General features: G+C 72.7%; 24 protein-coding genes. 6 read left to right on the top strand and 18 right to left on the bottom strand.

What is annotated here, in order from left to right; genetic code table 11:
- Positions 1–9: 9 nt before the first annotated feature.
- On the bottom strand, positions 10–465 hold the full coding sequence (locus KU893_RS08925) for a MerR family transcriptional regulator (RefSeq protein WP_218233989.1): 456 nt from the start codon (positions 463–465) through the stop codon (positions 10–12).
- Positions 466–734: 269 nt separating this feature from the next.
- Between KU893_RS08925 and KU893_RS08920 the strand changes: the two genes are divergently transcribed.
- Entirely contained in the window at positions 735–2081 is a 1347-nt protein-coding gene (locus KU893_RS08920; RefSeq protein WP_218233988.1) for a flavin monoamine oxidase family protein, read from the top strand.
- Between the two features lie 24 nt (positions 2082–2105).
- On the opposite strand, the gene KU893_RS08915 is transcribed toward KU893_RS08920, so the two are convergent.
- The 10 genes from KU893_RS08915 to KU893_RS08870 form a co-directional block, all read right to left on the bottom strand.
- Positions 2106–2369: a hypothetical protein gene (locus KU893_RS08915; RefSeq protein WP_218233987.1), complete on the bottom strand. Its 264-nt coding sequence runs from the start codon at positions 2367–2369 to the stop codon at positions 2106–2108.
- On the bottom strand, positions 2366–3463 hold the full coding sequence (locus KU893_RS08910) for a Glu/Leu/Phe/Val family dehydrogenase (RefSeq protein ID WP_218233986.1): 1098 nt from the start codon (positions 3461–3463) through the stop codon (positions 2366–2368). Before KU893_RS08910 ends, KU893_RS08915 begins: the two co-directional genes overlap by 4 nt.
- A gap of 112 nt (positions 3464–3575) precedes the next feature.
- Positions 3576–4634 carry an asparaginase gene (locus tag KU893_RS08905; protein ID WP_218233985.1) on the bottom strand — a complete coding sequence of 353 codons (1059 nt, stop codon included), beginning with the start codon at positions 4632–4634 and terminating at the stop codon, positions 3576–3578.
- The gene (locus KU893_RS08900; protein WP_218233984.1) at positions 4631–5617 is read right to left on the bottom strand and encodes an ABC transporter permease; all 987 of its coding nucleotides are present in this window, start codon (positions 5615–5617) and stop codon (positions 4631–4633) included. Before KU893_RS08900 ends, KU893_RS08905 begins: the two co-directional genes overlap by 4 nt.
- Positions 5614–7140 carry a sugar ABC transporter ATP-binding protein gene (locus KU893_RS08895; protein WP_218233983.1) on the bottom strand — a complete coding sequence of 509 codons (1527 nt, stop codon included), beginning with the start codon at positions 7138–7140 and terminating at the stop codon, positions 5614–5616. The genes KU893_RS08900 and KU893_RS08895 overlap by 4 nt, the downstream gene beginning before the upstream one ends.
- The gene (locus tag KU893_RS08890; protein WP_218233982.1) at positions 7140–8147 is read right to left on the bottom strand and encodes a sugar ABC transporter substrate-binding protein; all 1008 of its coding nucleotides are present in this window, start codon (positions 8145–8147) and stop codon (positions 7140–7142) included. The genes KU893_RS08895 and KU893_RS08890 overlap by 1 nt, the downstream gene beginning before the upstream one ends.
- 284 nt (positions 8148–8431) lie before the next feature.
- On the bottom strand, positions 8432–9427 hold the full coding sequence (locus KU893_RS08885; RefSeq protein WP_218233981.1) for a pyridoxal-phosphate dependent enzyme: 996 nt from the start codon (positions 9425–9427) through the stop codon (positions 8432–8434).
- The gene (locus KU893_RS08880) at positions 9415–10545 is read right to left on the bottom strand and encodes an S-methyl thiohydantoin desulfurase family protein (RefSeq protein WP_218233980.1); all 1131 of its coding nucleotides are present in this window, start codon (positions 10543–10545) and stop codon (positions 9415–9417) included. Before KU893_RS08880 ends, KU893_RS08885 begins: the two co-directional genes overlap by 13 nt.
- Positions 10538–12118, bottom strand: a complete 1581-nt coding sequence (locus KU893_RS08875) for a hydantoinase/oxoprolinase N-terminal domain-containing protein (RefSeq protein ID WP_218234088.1) — start codon at positions 12116–12118, stop codon at positions 10538–10540. Before KU893_RS08875 ends, KU893_RS08880 begins: the two co-directional genes overlap by 8 nt.
- The gene (locus KU893_RS08870; RefSeq protein WP_218233979.1) at positions 12118–12846 is read right to left on the bottom strand and encodes an aspartate/glutamate racemase family protein; all 729 of its coding nucleotides are present in this window, start codon (positions 12844–12846) and stop codon (positions 12118–12120) included. The genes KU893_RS08875 and KU893_RS08870 overlap by 1 nt, the downstream gene beginning before the upstream one ends.
- Before the next feature lie 194 nt (positions 12847–13040).
- On the opposite strand from KU893_RS08870, the gene KU893_RS08865 reads away from it, so the two are divergent.
- The 5 genes from KU893_RS08865 (at position 13041) to KU893_RS08845 (ending at position 17605) form a co-directional block, all read left to right on the top strand.
- Positions 13041–13814: a FadR/GntR family transcriptional regulator gene (locus KU893_RS08865; RefSeq protein ID WP_218233978.1), complete on the top strand. Its 774-nt coding sequence runs from the start codon at positions 13041–13043 to the stop codon at positions 13812–13814.
- Between the two features lie 96 nt (positions 13815–13910).
- Positions 13911–14828 carry an ornithine cyclodeaminase family protein gene (locus tag KU893_RS08860; protein ID WP_218233977.1) on the top strand — a complete coding sequence of 306 codons (918 nt, stop codon included), beginning with the start codon at positions 13911–13913 and terminating at the stop codon, positions 14826–14828.
- 121 nt (positions 14829–14949) lie between these two features.
- Positions 14950–15294, top strand: a complete 345-nt coding sequence (locus tag KU893_RS08855; protein ID WP_218233976.1) for a hypothetical protein — start codon at positions 14950–14952, stop codon at positions 15292–15294.
- 89 nt (positions 15295–15383) lie between these two features.
- The gene (locus tag KU893_RS08850; protein WP_218233975.1) at positions 15384–15818 is read left to right on the top strand and encodes a hypothetical protein; all 435 of its coding nucleotides are present in this window, start codon (positions 15384–15386) and stop codon (positions 15816–15818) included.
- Positions 15800–17605 (top strand): DUF5671 domain-containing protein, encoded by a 1806-nt coding sequence (locus KU893_RS08845; RefSeq protein ID WP_218233974.1) that lies wholly within the window; start codon positions 15800–15802, stop codon positions 17603–17605. Before KU893_RS08850 ends, KU893_RS08845 begins: the two co-directional genes overlap by 19 nt.
- A gap of 17 nt (positions 17606–17622) precedes the next feature.
- Here the strand turns inward: KU893_RS08845 and npdG are convergent, their stop codons facing one another.
- The 7 genes from npdG to KU893_RS08810 form a co-directional block, all read right to left on the bottom strand.
- Positions 17623–18276: an NADPH-dependent F420 reductase gene (npdG, locus tag KU893_RS08840; protein WP_257440667.1), complete on the bottom strand. Its 654-nt coding sequence runs from the start codon at positions 18274–18276 to the stop codon at positions 17623–17625.
- Positions 18277–18340: 64 nt separating this feature from the next.
- Complete coding sequence (locus KU893_RS08835) at positions 18341–18628, bottom strand: putative quinol monooxygenase (RefSeq protein ID WP_218233972.1); 288 nt, start codon at positions 18626–18628, stop codon at positions 18341–18343.
- Between the two features lie 40 nt (positions 18629–18668).
- Positions 18669–19688 carry an LLM class flavin-dependent oxidoreductase gene (locus tag KU893_RS08830; protein ID WP_218233971.1) on the bottom strand — a complete coding sequence of 340 codons (1020 nt, stop codon included), beginning with the start codon at positions 19686–19688 and terminating at the stop codon, positions 18669–18671.
- The gene (locus KU893_RS08825) at positions 19685–19978 is read right to left on the bottom strand and encodes a hypothetical protein (protein WP_218233970.1); all 294 of its coding nucleotides are present in this window, start codon (positions 19976–19978) and stop codon (positions 19685–19687) included. Before KU893_RS08825 ends, KU893_RS08830 begins: the two co-directional genes overlap by 4 nt.
- Positions 19975–20286, bottom strand: a complete 312-nt coding sequence (locus KU893_RS08820; protein WP_218233969.1) for a TIGR04076 family protein — start codon at positions 20284–20286, stop codon at positions 19975–19977. Before KU893_RS08820 ends, KU893_RS08825 begins: the two co-directional genes overlap by 4 nt.
- On the bottom strand, positions 20283–21539 hold the full coding sequence (locus KU893_RS08815; RefSeq protein ID WP_218233968.1) for an acyl-CoA dehydrogenase family protein: 1257 nt from the start codon (positions 21537–21539) through the stop codon (positions 20283–20285). The genes KU893_RS08820 and KU893_RS08815 overlap by 4 nt, the downstream gene beginning before the upstream one ends.
- A gap of 25 nt (positions 21540–21564) precedes the next feature.
- Entirely contained in the window at positions 21565–22263 is a 699-nt protein-coding gene (locus KU893_RS08810) for an SDR family NAD(P)-dependent oxidoreductase (protein ID WP_257440666.1), read from the bottom strand.
- Positions 22264–22286 lie beyond the last annotated feature (23 nt).

Genomic DNA, 22286 nt, shown 5'->3' with positions numbered 1-22286 from the left:
TTCTCCTCGTCAGGGGGTCTTCTTGAGAGCGTCGGCGACCGCGAGCGCCTCGTCGGAGAGGGCGCGCGCCCGGTCCTGGTCGCCGTCGGCGACGGCCTGCCAGTAGTCGATCTTGAGCTGCACGTAGCGCCGTCGTACGGCGAGCAGCTCGGCCTCCATCGCCAGCCGGTCCCGCTGGGCCGCGAGCAGCTCGATCTGCTGTCCGGCAGCGGCCCGGCCGGCAGCGCCGTTCTCGACGTAGCGCCGCATGTCACTGATCGAGAGGCCGGTCGCGTTCAGGCAGGCCACCCAGGTCAGCACGTCGAGGTCGTCCTCGGTGTACACGCGGTGCCCGCTGCTCGCCGAGCGCCCCACCGGTGCGACCACGCCGACCGACTCGTAGTAGCGCAGCGTGCTGGCCGGGAGCCCGGTCAGGGCGGCCGCCTCCTTGATGGAGAAGGTCCGTCCTCCGGTTCGCGCGCTCACTTCGTCGAGGCTAGAAACTTCGAGTACTTGAAGTCAACGCGGCCGGCCGAGGCGTCCGCGGGACGCCGGCAGGTCCGGGCGGGCGCAGTCGAGCGCCCGGCCGGCCCGATCATGGGCGGACTGCGGCAGCGGTCCACGACATCGGCCACCGCCTACGCTGGCCCTGCTCCGACAGCGCGGCCGGACTCACCGGCGGCACCCACCGTCCAGGACGGGACCGGAGGGCTCCGGGCACTCCGGAGGCCTCGTCCCCAACGAACCGAACAGAGATGCAGATGATCGACACCATCGTCGTCGGCGCGGGTATCGCGGGTATCACCGCAGCACGGCTGCTGCAGCACGAGGGCCACCGCGTCGTCGTCCTGGAAGCACGCGACCGGGTCGGTGGGCGGATGTGGACCGACCGCAGCGCCGGGTTCCCGGTCGACCGCGGCGCGTCGTGGATCCACGGACTGGTCGACAACCCGCTGACGTCGCTGGTCGAGGACCTCGGCATCCGCACCCTCGAGTTCACCGTCGGCAGCTACCAGGCCGGCGGCCGGCCGATCACCAACTTCGACGAGACGCACCGCGCGCTCGACGAACAGCGGACGAGCGCCTGGCTCGACGACGTCGAGACCACCGATCGACACCTCACGGCCGCCATCGCGGCCGCCGACCCCGGCCGCACCTATGCCGATGTCGCCGAGCAGGCGGTCACCGCCTGCGTCGAGGACCCCACCCGGCGAACCCGGCTGCGGGAGTTCCTGCGGCACCGCACCGAGGAGCAGTGTGGCGCCGACTTCACCGCCGTCGACGCGCACGGCCTCGACGAGGACGCCATCGAGGGGGACGAGGTCGTCTTCCCCGACGGGTACGACGCCCTTCCCGGCGCGCTCTCGCATGGCCTCGACATCCGCCTCGAGGAGGTGGTCGACGCCGTCGAGTGGTCGCCTGGCGGAGTCCGCCTCACCGCGGGTCGCCAGGTCCACGAGGCACGCAGGGCGATCGTCACCGTGCCGCTCGGCGTGCTGAAGTCGGCGGCGATCACGTTCACTCCCCCACTGCCGGACGAGGTCCTCGGCCCCATCGAGCGCATCGGCATGGGCGTGTTCAACAAGGTCTTCCTGCGCTTCCCGGAGCGTTTCTGGTCCGAGTCCGCCTACGCCCTCCGACAGCTCGGCCCGGCCGGCACGCCGTGGCACACCTGGTACGACGTGTCGAGGGTCAGCGGCGAACCGGTGCTGCTGACCTTCGCCGGGGGAACGTGGGGCCGGCGGATCGAGGCCATGGCCGACGCCGAGGTCGTCGCGTCCGTGCTGTCGTCGCTGCGCCGGATGTACGGACCGAGCGTGCCGGAGCCGGTCGACCACTGGATCACCCGGTGGGGACAGGACGAGTTCTCCCGGGGGTCGTACTCGTACGTCGCGACCGGCGCGTCGCACCACGACCACGACGCCATGGCGACGCCGATCGCCGACGTCCTCCATCTCGCCGGTGAGGCCACCTGGAGCAGCGATCCGGCCACCGTCCACGGAGCGCTGCTCTCGGGCCACCGGGCCGCGACCCGGGTCCTGGGGCGACCTGTCGACCTGCGCGCGCTGCTCGCCCCGACGAGGCCGACGACCCGCGCCTGAGCGCCGCGCCTGCCCGACCAGGGCTCAGCGCGGGTCGGGCCCGGACTCGAGCGAGACCGCGACCACGTCGATCAGCTCACCCAGGGTCGCCGCGAGCGTGGTGGCGCGGGACGCCTCGGCGTCGAACACGGCACGCAGCTCGCGGACCTCCTCGCGCTCGGTCGGACCGAAGTGCGCCTCGCGGACCTCGACGCCGCGGGCGTGGATCGCGGCGAGAAGTGTGAGCAGCGACGAGCGGTCGGTTCCGGCCACCCTCGCCCGGACCTGGTGCCGGACCACGGCGCTCAAGGGCGCCCGTCCTGGCGACGGGCCTCAGCGAGGCGGGCGCGCACGAGCCGGTCGGCGGCGGCGCCGGTGGAGGTCCCCTCGGCCGCGGCGCCCACCACGATCTGCTCGGCGGTGTCGCCGACCCTGCGGACCTGGTCGGCCACCTCCTCCGGGGTGCGGTGCCACAGCTCGCCGCCGACCTGGATGAGCCCTCCGGCGTTCGCGACATAGTCGGGGACCCAGGTGATCCCACGCTCGGTCAGGAGATCGTCCACATCACTGGTGGCGAGCTGGTTGTTGGCCGCGCCGCACACCAGGCGGGCGCGCAGGCCGGCGACCGTGGCCGGCGTCAGGGTTGCGCCCAGCGCGCACGGGGCGTAGACGTCGACGGCGGCATTGACGACGGAGGCCAGCCGGCGAACGTCCGCCCCGTGGGCCACGCGCAGCCGCTCCACCGCCGTGTCGCAGGGATCGGCGACCGCCACCCGTGCGCCCTCCTCCACCAGCAGGCGCACCAGGTGGCTGCCCACCTTGCCGGCACCCTCCACCCCCACGGTCCGGCCGCGCAGTCCGTCGACACCCCACACGTGCCGGGCGGCGGCCCTCATGGCGTGGAAGACGCCGGTCGCGGTGGAGAGCCCGCTGTCGCCGGAGCCGCCCGTGTGCTCCCCGCGGCCGACGACGTGACGGGTGGTCTCCCCGATGACGTCGAGGTCGGCTGAGGTCGTTCCGACATCGGCCGCGGTCACGTACAGCCCGCCGAGCCGCTCGATGAACCGTCCGTAGGCGCGCAGCAGGTCCGGACTCTTCAGCTCGGCCGGGTCGCCGATGATCACCGCCTTGCCACCGCCCAGCGCCATCCCGGCGGCGGCCGCCTTGAAGGTCATGCCCTGAGCGAGGCGCAGACCGTCGGTGAGCGCCTCGTCCTCGCTGCGGTAGGGGTGGAACCGGGTGCCGCCCAGGGCAGGCCCGAGCGTGGTGTCGTGGATGCTGATGATGGCGCGCAGGCCGGTCGCGTCGTCCCGGCAGAACACCACCTGCTCGTGCCCAGCCTCGGCGAGCTCGTCGCTGCGGTCGAAGACGCCGTGGCGGGACACGGCCAGCTCGACGGTCATGGATGAACCTCGTTCTCTTCCTCGATGACGGTGGGCCGCGCACGGGTGAGCGCGCGGCCCGTCGGCCCCGCCGCGGATCGCGCAGCGGGGAGTCGTGGGGGGTGGGTGCCGCCTAGGCGGTGACGGCGAGCTGGCTCAGCCGGTGCTCGACGGCACCGCGCTCCAGCCCACCGGCGAGCGCCAGCACCAGCAGGATCCGGGCCTTGTGGGCGGGCAGCGCTCCTGCCCACAGCAGACCGCGCCGCAGCAGGTCGGTCTCGGACCCGGCGTAGCCGTACGTCGCGCGCAGCACGGGACCGGACGGGACGCGCGTGCACAGCACCACCGGGACGCTCTGCGCCAGGCTCGCGAGTGCGTCGACGAGTGCGTGGGGCACGTGGCCCGCACCGACCGCCTCGACGACGAGCCCGTCGGGGGGCGAGGCGAGCAGTCCGTCCAGGAGCATGCCGTCGTCGCCCAGGCCGGTGGGCAGCACCGGCACGCGCGGCCACCCACGCTCGGCGCGCGGCAACCCCACCCGCGGCCCGCGGGGTCCACCCCGCCAGATCACCCGACCCTCGACGACCAGGCCCTCGGGACCCCAGCTCGGGGACGTGAAGGCCTCGAGGCGGTGGGTGTGCGTCTTGCGCACCGAGCGCGCGGCATGGACCGTCTCGTTGGCCGCCACCAGCACCCCGCGCCCCCGGGCGCCGGGGTCGGCGGCGACGACCACGGCGTTGGCGAGGTTGGCCCCCGCGTCGGAGGAGACCGCGTCGCGGCCGCGCAGGGCTCCGGTGACGACGACCGGCAGGTCGTGGTCGAGCAGCAGGTCGAGTCCGAAGGCGACGTCCTCCAGCAGGTCGGTGCCCTGGGTGACCACGACGCCGTCGAGCGACTCGGGACCGCCCGTCCGCGCCAGGACGCCGATCCGGTCGGCGAGGTCGCGCAGGTGGCCCCATCCGAGGTGGGCGCTGGGCACCTGGGCGAGGTCCTGTCCGAGGACGTCGATCTCGTCCCAGGCCACGCCGAGCTCCTCGAGCTGGCGTCGCGCACCGGCAACGGGCACCAGTCCGTCCCCGCCCGAGGTCATCGCGATGGTGCCGCCGAGGGCGAGGACGGCGACCCGGCGGCGCCCGCTCGCGGGGCTCGCCCCTGTCGCGCCCGGCGAGGCGGGGTCGAAGAGCGCTCTCATCGCCGCTGTCGCGACCAGGCGTCGAGCGCGACGGCGGCCAGGATGATGGCGCCCTGCAGGATCTGCTGGTAGATCGGGTCGACCTGCAGCAGGTTGAAGCCGTTGTCGATGAGCGCCAGGAGCAGCACGCCGAGGACGGTGCGCCACACGGCTCCCTGGCCGCCCCAGATCGAGGTTCCTCCGACGACGATCGCGGCGATGACCTGCATCTCCATCCCGGTCCCGGCGTCGGCCTGGCCGGTCGAGACACGGGAGGCGACGAGGACACCGGCGACACCGGCGGCCAGTCCGGAGAGCGCGTACGTGCTGGCCCGGACCAGGTCGACCCGGATGCCGGAGAGTCGTGCCGCCTCGGGGTTCCCGCCGGCGGCGAACACCCGGCGTCCGTACGTCGTGAGGTTCAGCGCGGCACCGCACAGGACCGCGAACGCGCCCCACAGATAGGTCGCGTAGCTGATGCCGAACAGCTCTCCCTGCCCGAGCCGGTCGAAGCCGGGGGTGTCGACGGAGATCAGGAACCCCTCGGTCACGATGAGAGCCACGCCGGCGACCACGATCGACGAGGACAGGGTCGCGACGAGCGGGTTGATCCGGCCGACCGTGGCGAGCACGCCGTTGAGCAGGCCCACGGCCAGACCCGCGGCGATCCCGACCAACAGGGCCAACGGGGCCCCGAGAGGCTCGGCCATCTTGGCGGCCACCGCACCGGACAGCGCGAAGGTCGCGCCCACCGACAGGTCGAAGCCGCCGGAGATCAGCAGCAGCGTGCCGGCGCAGGCAATGATGCCGACGGCGGCCGACTGCTCCAGCACGTTGAGCAGGTTGCCCGAGGTCAAGAAGACCTCGCTGCGGATGCTCAGGAAGACGAAGACGGCGAGGAATGCCACGACGATGCCGTACTCCCGCACGGCGCTCAGCCGGACGACGCGCGGCCGGCCGGCCGCGGTCGGGACGGCCTGCTCGGGCTCGGTGACGAGGGTCATGATGCTGCTGCTCCTTCGGTCGAGGCGAACGCTGCGTGGAGCACCGCCTCCTGGTTCAGGCTGCTTCCGACGTGCTCGGACACGATGCGGCCCTCCCGCATCACCAGGACGCGATGGGCCAGCCCGAGCACCTCCTCGAGCTCGGAGGAGATCACCACCACCGACATCCCGTCGGCGGCCAGTGAGAGAAGCAGGTCGTAGATGACGCGCTTGGAGCCGACGTCGACTCCACGCGTGGGCTCGTCGGCGATCAGGACGGCCGGCCGTTTCAGCAGCCACTTGGCGAAGAGGGTCTTCTGCTGGTTGCCGCCCGAGAGGGTGGTGACCGCGACCCGCGCCTTGGCGGTGTCGACCCCGACCTCGGTCAGGACGTCCAGCGCGCGGCGCCGCTCCCGACGACGGTCGATGATCGAGCGGTTGCTCACCTCCCCGAGGTGGGCGAGCGTGACGTTGCCGAGGACGGTGGTGTCCATCAGCAGGCCTTGGTCCTTGCGGGACTCCGGGAGCATCGCGATGCCGGCCCGGACAGCGTCGCGGGGCCGCCGGATGCGCCGGGCGACGCCGTCGACCACGATCCGGCCGGCGTCGAGCCGGTCGGCCCCGAAGATGCCGCGGGCGACCTCGGTGCGGCCCGCGCCCACCAGCCCGGCGATGCCCAGGATCTCTCCGCTGCGCACCTCGAAGGAGATGTCGGAGAAGGAGCCGGCGCGACGCAGCCCCTGCACGGACAGACGCACCGGGGCGTCGGCAGCAGCAGGCTGCTTCCGGGGGAAGGCCGTGTCGGTGGGCCGCCCGAGCATCGCGGTGACGAGGGAGTCGACCGTCTCGCCGGTCGCCGGACCGGAGCGCACGAGCGCTCCGTCGCGCAGCACCGTGATGTCGTCCGCGACGGCCAGCACGTCCTCGAGGAAGTGCGAGACGAAGATGATCGTCGTCCCCCGGCTACGCAGGTCCCGCATGATCGCCAGCAGCTGCTGGGCCTCCTCGGTCGTGAGCGCCGCGGTGGGCTCGTCCATCACGATGAGCCGAGCCCGACGGGCCAGGGCCCGCAGGATCTCGACCTTCTGCTTGTCGGCGAGACGCAGCGTGGCGACCTCGGCGTCGGCGTCGACGGTGAACCCCGCCTCCTCGGAGAGCTGGCGGTAGCGTGCCCGCATCTCCCGGCGGCGCAGGACCGCGCCCGTGCGCTCCTCGACGCCGAGGAAGACGTTCTCGATGACCGAGCGCTGCTCCACCAGCGTCAGCTCCTGGGCGAGGATCGTGATCCCGTCGACCAGCGCCTCGCGCGGCGAGGAGTAGCGCACGGGGCGCCCGTCGACCTCGAGCACCCCGCCGTCCGCGGCGTGGACGCCGGCGATGAGCCTGCCGAGGGTCGACTTGCCCGCACCGTTCTCGCCCACGAGCGCATGGATGGTGGCGCGTCGCACCACCACGTCCACCGCCCGGAGGGCGGCGACTCCGGCGAAGCGCTTGTGGACGGAGCGGGCGACCACGTGGTCGGCTCCCCCGGCAGGCTCGCGCATCACCACTCCCCGGTGAACTTCTCGCCCTCGGGCGTGGACAGGGTCTCGACGGTCGCCCAGTCGCCGATCGGCGAGAGGGTGCGGGAGTCGACGTTCTCGACGTCCTCGCCACGGGCCGCGCGGACCGCGGTCTCGAAGGAGGTCGCGCCCTCCGAGGCGGGCATGGTGACCATGGTCGCCCAGAGCTTGCCGTCACGGATCTGCTTGACCGCGGTCTTGGAGGCACCCACGCTGACGGTCTTGACCTTCTCGAGCATGTCGGCGTCCTCGAGGGCCTGGATGATGCCGCCCACCATGACGTCGTCGGGCGTGGCGAACACGTCGAGGTCAGGCAGGGCGCGGATCACGTCGGAGGCGGCCTTCAGGGAGGTCTCGGAGCTGTAGCCGCCCTCGGCCGACATCTTGAGCTCGATGTTGTCGTGCTCGGCGATCAACGACTTGAGGGTGTCCATCCGCACCGCCTCGGAGGCCTGCTTGAAGTTGCCGGGCATGTAGACGGCCGTGCAGGGGTCGACGTTCTCGCAGGCCTCGATGATCTTCTCGCCGACCAGGCGCCCCTGGTCGGAGAGCTTGGAGGCCACGACCGCGGCGAGTCCGTCGATCTGGATGTCGATGGAGTCGATGTCGGGGCCGATGTTGTTCCAGTCGGCGACGACGGTGATGCCGGCCTCGATCGCCTCCTTGGTCGGCTGCACGAGCGCGGCGCCGTTGACCGGCATCACGACGAAGGCCTCGTAGATGCCGGTGGCGATGGCGTCCTGCATCTGGCTGAGCTGCTTGTTCTGGTCGAAGCCCGCATCGAAGACGGTCAGCTCGGCGTCCAGCTTCTTCTCGAGGGCACGCATGCCCTCCTGCTGCGCCGCGGTGACGGCATTGGCGCCGACCGGGCTGAAGAACGCCACCTGGATGGTGTCATCGCCGCTGTCGGAGGCTGCGTCGTTGCCGCAGGCACTCAGGGCGAGGGCCAGGACCGCACCCACACTGATCGCGAGGCCGGAGCGTCGCATAGGGACCACCTACTTCTCTCTCATCAAGGCCGGTGACTCGGTGTCCCGGCTCCACGATCGCGACCCGCCGCGTTCACCGAAAGGCTCGTGCACCGCGACCTCATTTGTCAACGGATCTAACCATTACGGTTATGTGAAATGACCAATTCGGTTAACGCCGCTCTCCACAGCGCGGTTCGGGGCGCCAGCGCGGGCAAACTCGCCCGGGCACAGCCCCCGGAGGTCCGCACGGACCCGCGGCAACGAGTCCGCCTCCACGCGGACCGAGGCGGGCGTCGTGGCGTTCAAGGCCGAGCGGCGGGCACGGGTGACCCGGACGCCGCCCGTCCCTGGCTCAGCAGGTCGGCCAGACGGACCGCCCCCACGTTGCCACCCGAGACGAGGACGCCGACGCGGGCACCGGCAAGGTCCAACGACGGCGACAGCGCGGCCGCGAGAGCGGCCGCGCCGCTCGGCTCGGTCGCCAGCTTGAGCCGATCGAGCAGTAGCGCCATGCTCGCCAGCAGCTCCGCGTCGGTGACGGCCGCCAGGTCGTCGACCACCTCGCACATCACCGGGAAGGTCCACTCCCCCGGCGTCGTGAGCATCTGGCCGTCGGCCAGGTGCGGACGCAGCTCGGCGCGCACCCGCTCCCCGGCGTCCATCGACATCCGGGTGATCGGCAGTGCCGCCGGCTCGACACCGATGATCCGCGTGCGCGGCGTCAGCTGCTTGAGGACCGATCCGATGCCGCTGATCGCTCCGCCGCCCCCGATCGGCACGAGGACCACGTCGAGGGCGCCGAGCTCGTCGAGCATCTCGAGCGCGACGGTACCGGCGCCCGCGGCGACCCGCGGATCGTCGAAGGGATGGACCAGCACGCTGCCGTGCTCGGCCGCCCACTCGCGCCCCGCCTCGGTCTGCTGGGTGGTGAACCGGTCGTAGGTGACGATGTCGGCGCCGTACTCGGCGACCGCTGCCAGCTTCACCTCCGGCGCGTCGCCCGGCATCAGGATCGTGGCCCTGGTGCCGGCCAGGCGTGCCGCGAGCGCGACCGCCTGGCCGTGGTTGCCCGCGCTCACCGCGCACACCCCGCTGCGGCGCTCGGCCTCGCTCAACGACGCGATCAGGTTGTAGGCGCCGCGGAACTTGAAGGACCCGGTGCGCTGCAGCGACTCGCACTTGAGGAAGAGCCGGGCTCCCGTCATCTCGTCGAGCGTGCGCGAGGTGAGGACGGGCGTGCGGTGCGCTGCGCCGGCGATGCGCTCCTGTGCGGCGACGACGTCGCTCAGCTCGAGCACGACAGCTCGTCCGCTCGGGTCGCCGGATGGAGCAGCTCGACCGGCCGGTAGTCGAGGTCGTAGCCGAAGGCACGCGGGCCGACCAGGGCAAGACCCGCCTCGGTCCGGAACCGCGGGTCGCACGCCGAGGCGACGACCACGACGCGCATGCCGTAGCGCATGCTCTCGGTCGTCACCGCCGTCCCGGTCTGGGCGTCGAGCACCATGATCAGGTCGGGCGTGGTCGCGGCGACCTCGCCGTCGCGACGGGCGACGAGGTGCTCGTTCTGACTGCTCAGCGTGAGCTCGGCACCGGCATCGCGACCCAGGCCCGCGACGCGGGCCTCGAGACGGGAGAAGCCGCCCTCGGTGCGCCGGGCCACGTCGACGAGCTTGCCGGAGATCAGGCGCCGTGCGTCGAGATGCTGCTCGACCGCGAGCACCGGGTCCTCGTGCCGTTCCCGGGCCAGCCGGACCGCGCGCCCCAGCGCCTCCGCGTGGGCCAGCGACCCGGTCACCGTCGCCTCGCGGGTCTGCGCCGCGTCCATCGCGTAGAGGGCGATCAGGGCCGAGGAGCCCATCTCGACACAGACCGTGCGCGCCAGTCGCTCGCACGCCGCGTTGGAGACGGCCTCGACGACCACGGCGTTGCCGTGCTCGTCGGCGAGGACCACCGGACTGGCGTCGATGCCGTACAGCGTGGGGACCGTCATCTGCAGCTCCGGGAACGCCCGGCCCATGGCGTCGGCGTCGACGAGAGCAAGACCGAGCTCGGCGGCCATCGCGATCGGGAGGAGAGCCGCGATGCCGCCGACCTCGATCGGCATGGTGTGCAGGACGCCCCCGGCCCGGGGCCCCTCGCCCTCGACCGCACGGCGGGCCAGGCGGAGCATCGCCGGGAGCGCCTCCAGGTTGGGGAGCTTCTCGTTGGCGACCGTCGGCGCACCGATCATCGACACGGGGACGACCAGGTCGTCCGTGCCGAGCTCGTCCACGGTGATGACACGCACGGGCCCGTGGGAGCGGATCGCCGCCCGGGCGAGCAGCTCGCCCAGCCGCGGGTCTCCGCCGCCGCCGGCTCCCAGGATGGCTGCGCCGACGGCGATGTCGGCCAGATGCTCCTCGGTGATCTCACGCATGGCTGCTCCCCACCGGCAGGTCGCCCACGACCCGCACCTTGAGTTGGACCGGATTGCCCGGGACGTAGGCGACGGCGACCTCGTCGACGTCGACGACCCGGATCGTCGCCGGGTCGGCCCCGGCCGCGACGGCGCGGGCGGTCGCCTCGTCGGCAACCTCGTCGATCACCTGGGCCCGGCTGTCGGTGGCGGGGGCATAGACCCGCTCCGCCGTCGTACCGACCTGGGCGATCGCGGCACCGACCGCGTTCGCGGCCTCGAAGTTCTCGGGTCGCACGACCTCGGGGGTCCCGGCCAGGTGCTCGCGCAGGAGCACGCTGCCTCCCCCGACGAGCACCACCGGCAGCGGCGCAGCCGCCAGACGCATCCGGTCGACGCCGTCGGCGATCTGCGCCTCCAGCCACCGTACGGCGGCGGCGACCTGGTCCCGGTCCAGGTGTGCGACCCGCGCGGGGTCGCCCACCTCGGCGCGTCCGTCGGCCACGGCGAGGTCCGTCGCGGTGAGGGTGGTGCCGCCGAAGACGAGTGCCTCCTCACGCAGCCGGTATCCGACACTGGCGGGACCGACCGGCGCGGGCGCATCGAGGGCCACGATGCTGCCGCCACCGATCCCCAGGGAGAGCACGTCGGGCAGCCGGAAGTTCGTGCGGACCTCGCCGATCAGCGCCTCGGTGGACGTCTCGCGAGGGAACCCGTTGACCAGCACGCCGATGTCGCTGGTCGTGCCGCCGATGTCGACCACGACGCAGTCGCCCACCTGGGACAGCAGCGCGGCGCCACGCATCGAGTTGGTCGGCCCGGAGGTGAAGGTGGCGACGGGCTCACGCTCACACTGCTCGAGCGAGCCGAGGGTGCCGTCGTTGCGGCTGAGGAAGATCGGGGCGGCGATGTCGAGCTCGGCGACCGCTCGCCGGAAGGACGCGACCGTCTCGCTCGCGACGCCGCGCAGCGAGGCGTTGATGATGGTGGCGTTCTCCCGGGCGAGCATGCCGACGCGGCCGATCTCGTGGGACAGGCTCAGGGGGACACCCGGCAGCTCGGCGGCCAGGATCTCCGCGGCGGCCAGCTCGTGGGAGGGGTCGACCGAGGAGAAGACCGCCGAGACGGCGACCGACTCGAAGCCGGCCTCGCCGATGCGCTGCGCCACGGCGCGGAGCTCGGCGCGGTCCAGCGTCGAGATCGGACGACCGTCGAACTCGTGGCCGCCGTGGCAGAGGTAGGCCTGCGCGCGCAGCATCGCCGCGCGGTCGGCCGGCCAGTCGATCATCGGCGGCACGGAGCGGGTGGCGGGCAGACCGAGCCGGACGACCGCGACCGAGGAGAGCCGGCGTCCCTCGACGAAGGCGTTGGTGAAGTGCGTCGTGCCGATCATGACCGCGGCGACGTCGGAGGCGGCGATACCGCCGGGTACGCCGGCCTCGCCCCCCTCGGCGAGCAGCCCGCGGATGGCGCCCACGATGCCGGTGGTCACGTCGGAGGTCGTGCTGTGCTTGGCCTTCGCGACGACCTTGGTGCCGTCGAGTGCCACCGCGTCGGTGTGCGTGCCCCCGACGTCGACGCCGATCCTCACCATCACGGGGCGACCAGGTCCGTCAACGACGATGCAGGCGGCGTCGGGTAGGTGCGCAGGGACGGCCGCAGGCCCATGCCGGCGATCGCCTCGGCCAACCGGAGGGCGGCCGTGATCGGGTCGACGACCGGGATGCCGGGGTGACCGCGGTCGGCGAGCGCAGCGGAGAGCTCCGCGGCGAAGCCGGCCATGCCCGTGCAGCCGAGCACCAGGACGTGCGCCCCGTCCTGCACGACGGCGTCGAGAGCCGCGTCCAGCAACGCGCCGCGCAGGCGAGCGGCGTCCTCGAGCTCGAGGACGGGGATGTCGACCGCGCGGATGGAGCACAGCCGCTCGGCGACGCCGTAGCGTCGGGCGAGGTCGTGCAGCATCGGGACGACGGCCTCCTGGGTGGCGAGCACGGAGAAGGAGTGGCCGAGCATGGCGGCGACGTGCATGGCCGCCTGGGCGGGCCCCATCACGGGAACGGTGACGAGCTCACGTGCAGCCTCGACGCCGGGATCGCCCATGCAGTCGATGACGACGGCGTCCGCGCCGTCGGCCTCCGCCGCGGCGACCCCGCGCAGGGTGCCGGGGACAGCCAAGGCCTCGTCGACGTGGGACTCGATGGTCGCGGGGCCCTGCTCGATCAGGGAATGGGTGACCTCGGTGCCGTGACCGACGAGAGGACGCAGGTCCTCCACGTCACGTAGTCCGACGGTGGTCACGGGCGTCACCACATGGATGCGCACGGCGGGCTCCTCTCGGGTTGGGGTGGCAGGAGCGTAGGGAGAGATTCCCGAGACGGGCAAGCACTTTGCCGTTTTTGGTCAAACGAAGTTACCATCGCGGTCCGCAGGAAATCCCGTAGTAACCTCGAGCACCTGCCATTCCGGGACGCCACCAACGACGTCCGCAACGACGCGCGACGACGAAGGATGAACACATGGAGATCCGGCCGGTCACCGCTGCCCGGGCGTTCGAGCAGGTCGTGGACCAGATCGCGAACATGATCCGCCTCGGTGAGCTCGAGGTCGGCGACCGCATGCCCTCCGAGCGGGAACTCGCCGCCGCGGTCGGCCTGAGCCGTCCCTCCCTGCGGGAGGCGATCAGCCTGCTCGTCGACGTCGGCGTCCTGGAGGTGCGACGGGGCTCCGCCGGCGGCATCTTCGTCGTCTCCACCGACGTGCCGCGCGAGCTGATGCGCTCGCGCGTGGCGATGAAGATCGACGAGATCCGCGGCGTCCTGGAGGCCCGCCGACTCTTCGAGCCGCGAGTCGCCCATCTGGCCGCCGCCTACGCCCGGGCCGAGGACCTCGAGCGCATGCAGGCGACCATCGACGCGCAGAAGCGGATGCTCGAGGACGGCCTCGACGAGGACGGCCAGGACCGCTTCCACGTCCAGGACGGTCACTTCCACATGCGGATGGCGGCAGCCACCCACAACTCCACGATCGTGGCCCTGATGCAGGTGCTCATGGCGCGCCTGGACTTCGCCCAGGAGTCCGTGCAGCAGCAGCCCGAGAACCCCGCCTGGGTGATCGACATCCACCAGCGCACCCTCGCCGCGATCCGCAAGGCCAACCATGACGAGATCGACGTCGTCATGGAGGAGCACATCCGCGGCCTCGAGATCGCGTGGGAGCGCAGCACCGACAACTCCCTGGTCCGCCCGCTGCCCTCCTTCATGATCCCGCTCGACGAGCGGGACCACGGCTGACCCCGCTCCGCCCACCGACCGTCCCCGCCACGCCTGACCGCGTCGGCGGCCGGTCGGCCCTACCCACCGACCGCCCCTCACGAACCAGGAGTCCCCGTGCTCACCGTCTTCCCTGCCGACGAGGTCCTGCGCCTCGTCGACCTGGACCTGATGCGCGCCGCCATCCGCGAGGTGCACATCGCGCATGCCCGCGGCGAGGTCGCCGCCCCCGGTCGCATCGACGCCGGCACCCCCGGCGAGGAGTTCCACGTCAAGACCGGCCAGGGCGCCCGCGCGTACGCCGTCAAGGCCAACAGCGGCTTCTTCGCCAACCCACCGGCCCGACCCGCGATCCAGGGCGCGATCCTCGTCTTCGACGCGGCGGACGGGACACCCCGCGCCGTGGTGCACTCGGCCACCGTCACCCGACTGCGCACCGCGGCCGCGAGCTGCGTGGCCATCGAGGCGCTGCGGCCCCACGCCCGCCAGGTGGTCATCCTCGGTACCGGCGCCCAGGCACACGGCCACGAGCGGGCCCTGCGCCGCATCCTGCCCGACGCGGTGATCGAGCTGCTCGGCCGCGATCAGTGGGACCCGGAGCGAGCCGCACCCGCCGACGACGTACGCGCCCTGGTCCGCGCGGCCGACGTCGTCATCACCTGCACCCCGGCTCGCCATCCGCTCGTCGGCCTCCCCGACGTCGCCCCGGGCGCCCTGGTCGTGGCGGTCGGCGCCGACGGCCCGGGCAAGCAGGAGCTCGGCGAGGACCTGGTCGCCGCGGCGGTCGTCGTGTGCGACGTCGCCCAGCAGGCGGCCGACGTCGGTGAGGCGCAGCACTGCATCCGTCGCGGCAGCCTCACCACGGCCGACCTCGTGGAGATCGGTGCTGTGCTCGCCGGACAGGTCGCCCCACCCGGCGCCGACACCCTGACGGTCTACGACTCCACCGGCACCGGCTTCCAGGACGCCGCCGCAGCCGAGACCTTGCTGGAGTCCGCACACCTCCTGCCACCGCAGCTGCACCACGACTGGTGACACCCGGGGGTCGTAGCCTCCGCACCATGGAGTCGACACCTCGGGCAGGCCGGGGATCGGTCCGGCCGCGCCCGAGATCGACGACTACCTGCGGGAGTTCGGCCGCTCCCAGGGCAGTCCCGTGTCCCGAGTGCTCCGCTGCGTCTGCAGCACCTGCGAGGGCGACGTCTTCACCCTCCGCGTCGATGACGAGGAAGGCTGCGCGGAGCGGACGTGCACCGCCTGCGGCGCCGTGACACTGATGCTGGACTCCGTCGAGATCGTCGAGCAGGCCGAACTACGCGCCTGCGCCTGCCCGTGCGGCGGCGAGTCCTTCAACGTCGCGGTCGGCTACCTGGTGCGCGCCGACGGCGACGTCGGCTGGGTCTATGTCGGCGCGCGCTGTGCCGCCGATGGGCTCCTCGGCGTCTACGCCGACTGGAAGATCGACTACGGGCCCTCGGACCACCTGGTGAACCTGGCGTAGGCCGACGGCGAGCGTCGGGACGTTGTGCCCCCGAGACGATGACCGACTCCTCTGGGCGCCTCCCGGCCGATCCCCACTAGCGTGACGGCGTGAAGAGAAACGCACCGTGGGTGCTCGCCGCCGTGGTCGGCGCCATCGTCGTGGCGTCCCTGATCACCGCCGTGGCCTCGCGGCACCCGGCCCGGCTCGAGCCGGGCTCGCCGGAGGCGGCGGTCCAGGACTACCTCGACGCCGTCCTCGAGCGCGACGCCGAGGCGGCCGCACGCCACCTCGCGCCGGACAGCCCGTGCGGGGTGGAGGATCTCGACAAAGCCTACGTCGACGACGACGTCCGGGTCAGGCTCCGCGACACCGACGTCACCGGTGGGACGGCGCGGGTCGCCGTCGCCATCACCACCGGCTCCGGCGAGCTGATCCCCTCGGGGTGGACCGAGGAGCACACCTTCCGGCTGCGCCGGGTCGACGGCGCCTGGCTGATCACCGGCTCACCGTGGCCGCTCTTCGAGTGCGGGGGACTGAAGTGATCGGCGCCGTCATCCTGCTGCTCGTCGTCGGCGTGGTCGTCACCGCGATCGTGGCGGGGGCTCGCAGAGCCACCCATCGCGCCCCCGCGCCGGGAACCGGCGAGAGCCACGCCGTACGCCAGCTCTTCGAGTACCTCCTGCTGTTCGGCCTGCTGGTCGCCAGCGCGGTCGGCGTGTCCGGGCTGCTCGCTGCAGTGTTCGCCCAGGGCAGCACCGTCGCGGTCACCGACTCCGAGATCGCACGGAGCATCGCGTTCACCGTCGTCGGCGTCCCGCTGTGCGTCGCGCTCGCAGTGGCGGTGCGTCGCGGCTTCGCCCGGGACGAGACGGAGCGGGACGCCCTCCCCTGGGTGTTCTACCTGTCCGGGACCAGCCTGGTGTCGCTGGTCGGCGCCCTCTTCGCGCTGCACGACTCCATCGCCTGGGCCCTGGACCTGCGCCCGTTCGACCCCCAGCCGCTCGCGCAGGCACCCGTGTGGACCGCGGTGTGGGCCGGGCACTGGTGGCTCGGCACCCGCCAGCGCGACCGGCGTCCGCTACAGCTCCACCTCCTGGCCGGCTCCCTGGTGGGCCTGGCCCTCGGCCTCGTCGGCCTCGGCGGGATGCTCAGTGGCGCGCTCCGCATCTGGCTCGGCCTCGACGGCGACGTGCTCCTCGCCGGCGCGAACGAGCCGGTCCTCGCCGGCGCCATCACGTTCCTGCTCGGCGGTGCCACCTGGGTGCGCTACTGGCTCTTCGGCGCGCTGCGCAGCGAGCGCAACGCGCTGTGGCACGCCTACCAGCTGCTGGCAGGCGAGACCGCAGGCCTGGTCGTCAGCCTGGTCGCGGCGAGCATCGCCCTCGACCGCGCCCTGGTGTGGCTGGTCGGGGATCCCTGGTCCACCGATGCTCACCGCTACTTCCAGTCGATGCCGGCGACCCTCGCCTCGACCACGGTCGGCCTGCTCGCCCTGCTCTACCACCGGGCAGTGCTGACCACGACCGCGCAGCCGACGCGCACCGAGGTGGACCGGATCCGCGACTACCTGCTGGCCGCGGTCGGCCTGGGCGCCTCGAGCGCGGGCGCCACCATCGTCGTGGTCGCCCTGATCGAGGCGGTGACCGATCCGTCGGTCATCGCCGGCAGCGGAGCGCTCAACACCCTGATCGCGGCCCTGACCCTGCTCGGGGTCGGCGGCCCCGTGTGGTGGCTGCACTGGCGTCGCGGGCAGCGTGCGACGCCGGCGGAGGAGACCGTCTCCCCCACCCGCCGGCTCTACCTCTTCCTGCTGCTCGGCCTGGCCAGCCTCGCCTCGGTCGGCGCCCTCCTCGCCGGCGCCTGGATCCTGGTCGACCGCATCCTCCAGGAGGAGCCCGCGGCGGAGGTGATGCGCAGCGTCCGCTTCCCGATCGGCATCCTCGTCACCGCCGGTGCCGTCGCCGCCTACCACTGGGCCGCCTACCGCACGGACCGCGCCCACCTGCCGCCGCCCGCAGCCCCACAGGGCTGCACCTTCGCGCTGCTGCTGGGCGTCGCGGACGAGCAGACCGCCGCCGAGACCGCCCGCCGCACCGGGGCGGCCGTGTGGATCTGGGCCCGCGAGGACGTCGCACCGGTCGTCTGGGCGGTGGAGGACATCATCGCCGCCATCGAGGCTGCGAGCGTTCGTGAGGTCGTCGTCCTCGCCGAGGAGGGCGCGCTGCGGACGATCCCCGTCAACCGGCGCGGGGTGCGGCCGGCGGCCGCACCGTCCGTCGGCCCCCTCCCCTCGTCGCACGCGGCGCACAGCCCGGAGGCCACCGCCTGACCGAGCCCGCAGCCGGCTCAGATGTCGGTGATCCGCAGGCCGGCGTGGGCCCGGTAGCGCTGGTTGATCGCGATGAGGTTGGCCGTCAGCGCCTCGGCCTGGTGCGCATTGCGGAGACGGCCGCCGTAGACCCCGCGGACCCCGGGCAGCACGCCTGCCAGCTCGATGACGGTCTCGACAGCCTCGGTGACGTCGCCGAGCACCAGCACGTCGGTGGCGAGATCGGTGACCCGCGGGTCCTCGAGCAGCACCGCGCTGAGGTGGTGGAACGCCGCGACCACCATGCTGTCGGGGAGGACGGCCTGCGCCTGCTCCGCGGCGGATCCTTCGAGGACCGGCAGTGCGTAGGGGCCACGCCGGTCGAAGCCGAGGGGGTTCACGCAATCGACCACGACCTTGCCCGCCAGCTCCTCACGCAGGCTCGTCAACAGCTCCGCGTGGCCGGCCCAGGGCACGACGACGAGCACCACCTCGCCGGCCTTCGCAGCCAGGCGGTTGTCAGCGCCCGTGATGCTGCCGCTGACCGAGCTCCCCATGTCGGCCACCAGCTCGGCGGCGACGTCCTCCGCACGCTGCGAGCTGCGGCTGCCGAGCACGACATCGAGGCCACCCGTCGCGAACCGACGCGCCAGGCCCCGGCCCTGCGGGCCGGTTCCGCCCAGGATGGCCACGACCGTTCCCTCCGCGCTTCCTGAGGCACCGTCGTGATCTGCGCTGCGCAGGTGCATCGCCGACTCAGCTCTCGACGTCGTACCTGGTGAACGCCGGCGGGCCGGCGGCCACCCCGGACACGTAGGCCGACCACTGCTGGGTGTGGGCGGCCTCGGTGTGCGCGAGGTAGCTCGCTTCGTCCTCCCAGATCTCCAGCAGGCGCAGGCTCGCTGGCGGGCCGACCCGCCACGAGAGCTGGTACTCCGCGCAGCCGGCCTCAGCACGCGAGATGGTCTCGAAGTCGGCCGCGGCTCGGGCGACCTCGTCGACGCGGTCCGCGTCGATGAGGACTCCCCCGTGAATGATGATCATGGTCCTTCTCTCTGGTTTCGTAGGTGTTGCGAGGCCGCGCTCAGGCGTCGAACTGGGATCGGAGGGCAGGCAGGACCTTCTCCCCGATCAGGCGCAGGGATCCGAGCGGGTCGGTGCCCATCGGCGGGCCGAAGGAGATGTGGCGGACGCCCGAGTCGATCAGCTGACCGCACTGCTCGATCACCTCGTCGACCCCACCGACGATGCCGAGCCCCAGCATGGAGTCGGTCACCGAGTCGATCGCCTCCGCCACCCTGCCCTGGTCCATCAGCGACTGGGTGTGCTCGAACTCGGCAACATCCATCCCGTTGGCCGCGAGCGCAGCGGGGGCCAGGGAGCCGCTGTACTCGGCGATGTGTGCGGCCAGGATCCTTCGGGCGGCGGCACGATCGTCGGAGATCGACGCCCACACACACGCGGCGAGATCGAAGTCCTCCATCGTGCGCCCCGCGGCGGCGTTCGCCTCGGCGATCTGTCGGGTGACGGCGCGGACGTGTCGCGGCGGCAGGCACAACGACAGAGCGCCGTCCGCGAAGGCCCCGGCGACGGCCAGCATGCGTGGGCCGAGGCCGCCGACGTAGATCGGGGTGGGGTGCGCGACCCTCAGCATCGCCTGGTCGGACCAGCCCGCACCGGCGTACGGCGTCCCGAGCGGGCTGCGGCCGGCGAGCAGCTCCCGGATGGTCACGACCGCCTCCCGGGTCCGGGGAGCGGCTTTGAGGGCGGGGGTGATGCCGGCCCGGGAGAAGTAGACATCCGACCCGGCGCCGATGCCGAGCAGGAACCGTCCCCCTGAGATCTCCTGCAGGCCCGTCGCGATCTGTGCGATCTGGCCCGGGTGCAGGGTGACCGGGTCCAGGACCCCGCTCCCGAACTTGATGCGCGACGTCTTCATCGCGATGGCGGCGAGGGTGACGATGCCGGGCTCCCCCAGGAAGTCGTTGCCGGTCCAGACCTGGTCGAATCCGGCCGCCTCGGCGGCCATGGCCTTCTCCACGACTCCGCGCACCCCGTGCGCTCCGGGGTGTCCACCGACGCGGGCACTGAAGATGGGGGTCATGACGGTTCTCCTGTCGGTGGCAACGAGTCGATCACCTCGACCCGCATACGCAGGTCCTCCGGGGTGTCGGGACACATCACGAGGGGACGTGCCGCGAGGTAGGCGTCGGGGACGTCGGCGCCCAGGCTCGGCTGGACGGCCGCGATCGCGTTCGTGATGGCGAAGTAGCAGAAGGCGCGGCCCTCCGGGACGGTCACGCCGGTGACGGACAGCTCGAAGCTGTCGCCCACCGCCAGACCGCAGGCCGAGTAGTTGAAGCCCTCGACGGTGCAGCGCACCCGCAGCGTCATCGACACTCCTCCCGGAGCTCCTCGATCCGCAGCACCACACGGTCGTCGGCGTGGGGGCAGGACACGTAGGGCTTGCGCACCAGCCAGTCGTCGACCGGCAGCGGATACTGGCGAGCGGCGAGCACCGGGGCCACGGCAGCGAGCGCAGCCGAGCAGAACTCTCGGCCGTGCGTCACGATGGTGGATCCGTCGATGACGACGCCATCGCCCACCCGTAGCCCGCAGCGGGGACTCTCGGCACGGTCGACAACGACCCGCAGCCGCGGGGCGGGGGCGGTGAACCCCGGCGCCGCCTGCGGCTCGGTCACGATCCGGCGACCCGCAGCGAGCCGGCGCCGTAGGTCGTGTCGTCGGGGAGGGTGAGGCGGTGGTGCTCGTCGGCCAGTGCAGAGGCTGCCAGCGGAGCCAGCAGCATCCGCCTCGTGCCAGCGTGCGCCAAGGCGCCGTAGGCGTCCCGCAGCACACGCTGCACCGGGCTGCGGTCGAGGATCATCTGGCCGCCGAGGAGCTCGGTGGTCAGGTCGACGACCCGGCGCAGCGCCACGGCCGCCGCTGCGTTCGCCGCCGTCATGCGTGCCTCGTGCACAGGCGCCAGCGCGTCGCCGCCGAAGATGACCTCGTCGACGAGGTCGGCGACCGCACGCACGCCGGCGTAGGCGAAATCGACCTCGGCCATGGCCAGTCCGAGGGTCTGCAGCGCCGCAGAGTCGGGGTTGCCGGAGCCGCCCGAGCCCACCCGGCGGCCGACCACGGCCGCCGCCTCGTGCACGAGGTGCCGCGCGACACCCAGGGAGACGCCGGTCAGGGCGTAGTGCGCGAGCCGCACACTGCGGTTCAACGGGTCGCGCGACTGGTCGTACTCGGCCTCGCGATCGAAGGAATGGTGCTCCGGGACGAAGACCGGGTCGACGATCTCGTACGACGTGCTGCCGGATCCGCGCACCCCGAGGGTCTGCCAGTTGTGCAGCACCGTGAGCGCGTGCTTCGGCAACCACAGGCCGAGATGCATCTGCTTGCCACCCGAACCGAGGACCGGCGAGTCGCCGTCGAAGACCTCGGCACTGCCGACGACGTGCTCGGCGGTGTAGCTCCCGCTGCCCCAGTCCCAGTGTCCGGTCACGAGGAAGCCGCCGTCGACGCGCTGCGCCCGGCCGCGGGGATGGAAGGAGCCGCTCGTGGGCATGTCACGGGTCGGGTAGAGCTCGGCGTAGGCCTGGTCACCGAGCCGGGCGGCGTAGTAGCCCCCGGCGTTGAGGACCGCGACGTTCCACGCGGCGGATGCGTCCACGGCGGCGATCTCGGCGACCACCTCGGTCTGCTGGGCCAGCGTCATCTCCAGTCCGCCTCGGAAGGCGGGGAAGGCCATCTGGAAGACCCCGGAGGCGCGGAAGGCCGCTTCCAGCCGCGGGGTGAGCCGGGCCGCCGCCTCGACTGCGTCGGCCTCGGCGGCGACCAGGGGCAGCAGTGCGCGGGCGTTGGACAGCACCGCCTCGGCCGAGTCAGGCGCCCTGAGGTCGACCCCGAGGTCGCAGGCGGCGGAGGAGGAAGTGGTGGCGGTCAAGGGAAGGTCCTTTCGACAACGCGGCTCAGGCCGCGATCGGCTCTCCACCGGTGACCCAGATGGTCTGGCCGGTGAGAGCCGGGGAAGCGACGAGGAGGCACACAGCGCAGGCCACGTCGTCGGGGGAAGGGAAGGTGGGAAGGGTGATGCGCTGGGCGAGCTCCTGCCCCAGCGCGGCGGCGTGGGCGGACGGCTCTCTCGGGGACGCCGGGTCGACGACCCGACCGGGCGCCACCACGTTGGCGGTGATGCCGGCCGGGCCCTCCTCGAGAGCAAGGTGACGCGTGAGCACGGCACCGGCGGCCTTGGCCGCGGCGTACCCACCGCCCCCCGGGAGGGGGCGGGCCATCGACGCTCCGGCGACGTAGACCACCCGCCCTCGGCCGAGTAGACGCATCCCGGGCACGATCCGCGCGCAGAGGGCGGCATGGGCCGCGACGCCCGCGAGCTGGTCGGCCAGGACGCGGGCGCTCAGGTCGGCGACCGCCGTACCGAGCTCCGGCGGCGGGTGCGCCGCGTTGACCAGGACCTCGACCGGACCCCAGGTCGACTCGACCGTGCTCACCGCGTCGTCCAGGGCCGTCCGGTCGCCCAGGTCGCAGGCGAGTGCCTGGACGCAGCCGCGGACCTGATCGCCCGACCGGGACAGGGCGACGACGCGCGCCCCGTCGGACGCCAGTGCTCTCACGACCGCCCGCCCGATCGGCCCGGTCGCGCCTGCCACGAGGGCGACCGGCCCCGCTGGCG

Source organism: Nocardioides daeguensis (assembly GCF_019192965.1).
Classification (GTDB): domain Bacteria; phylum Actinomycetota; class Actinomycetes; order Propionibacteriales; family Nocardioidaceae; genus Nocardioides; species Nocardioides daeguensis.
The sequence above is the reverse complement of the archived record's forward strand: the minus strand, read 5'-3'. Positions and strand labels throughout refer to the sequence as shown.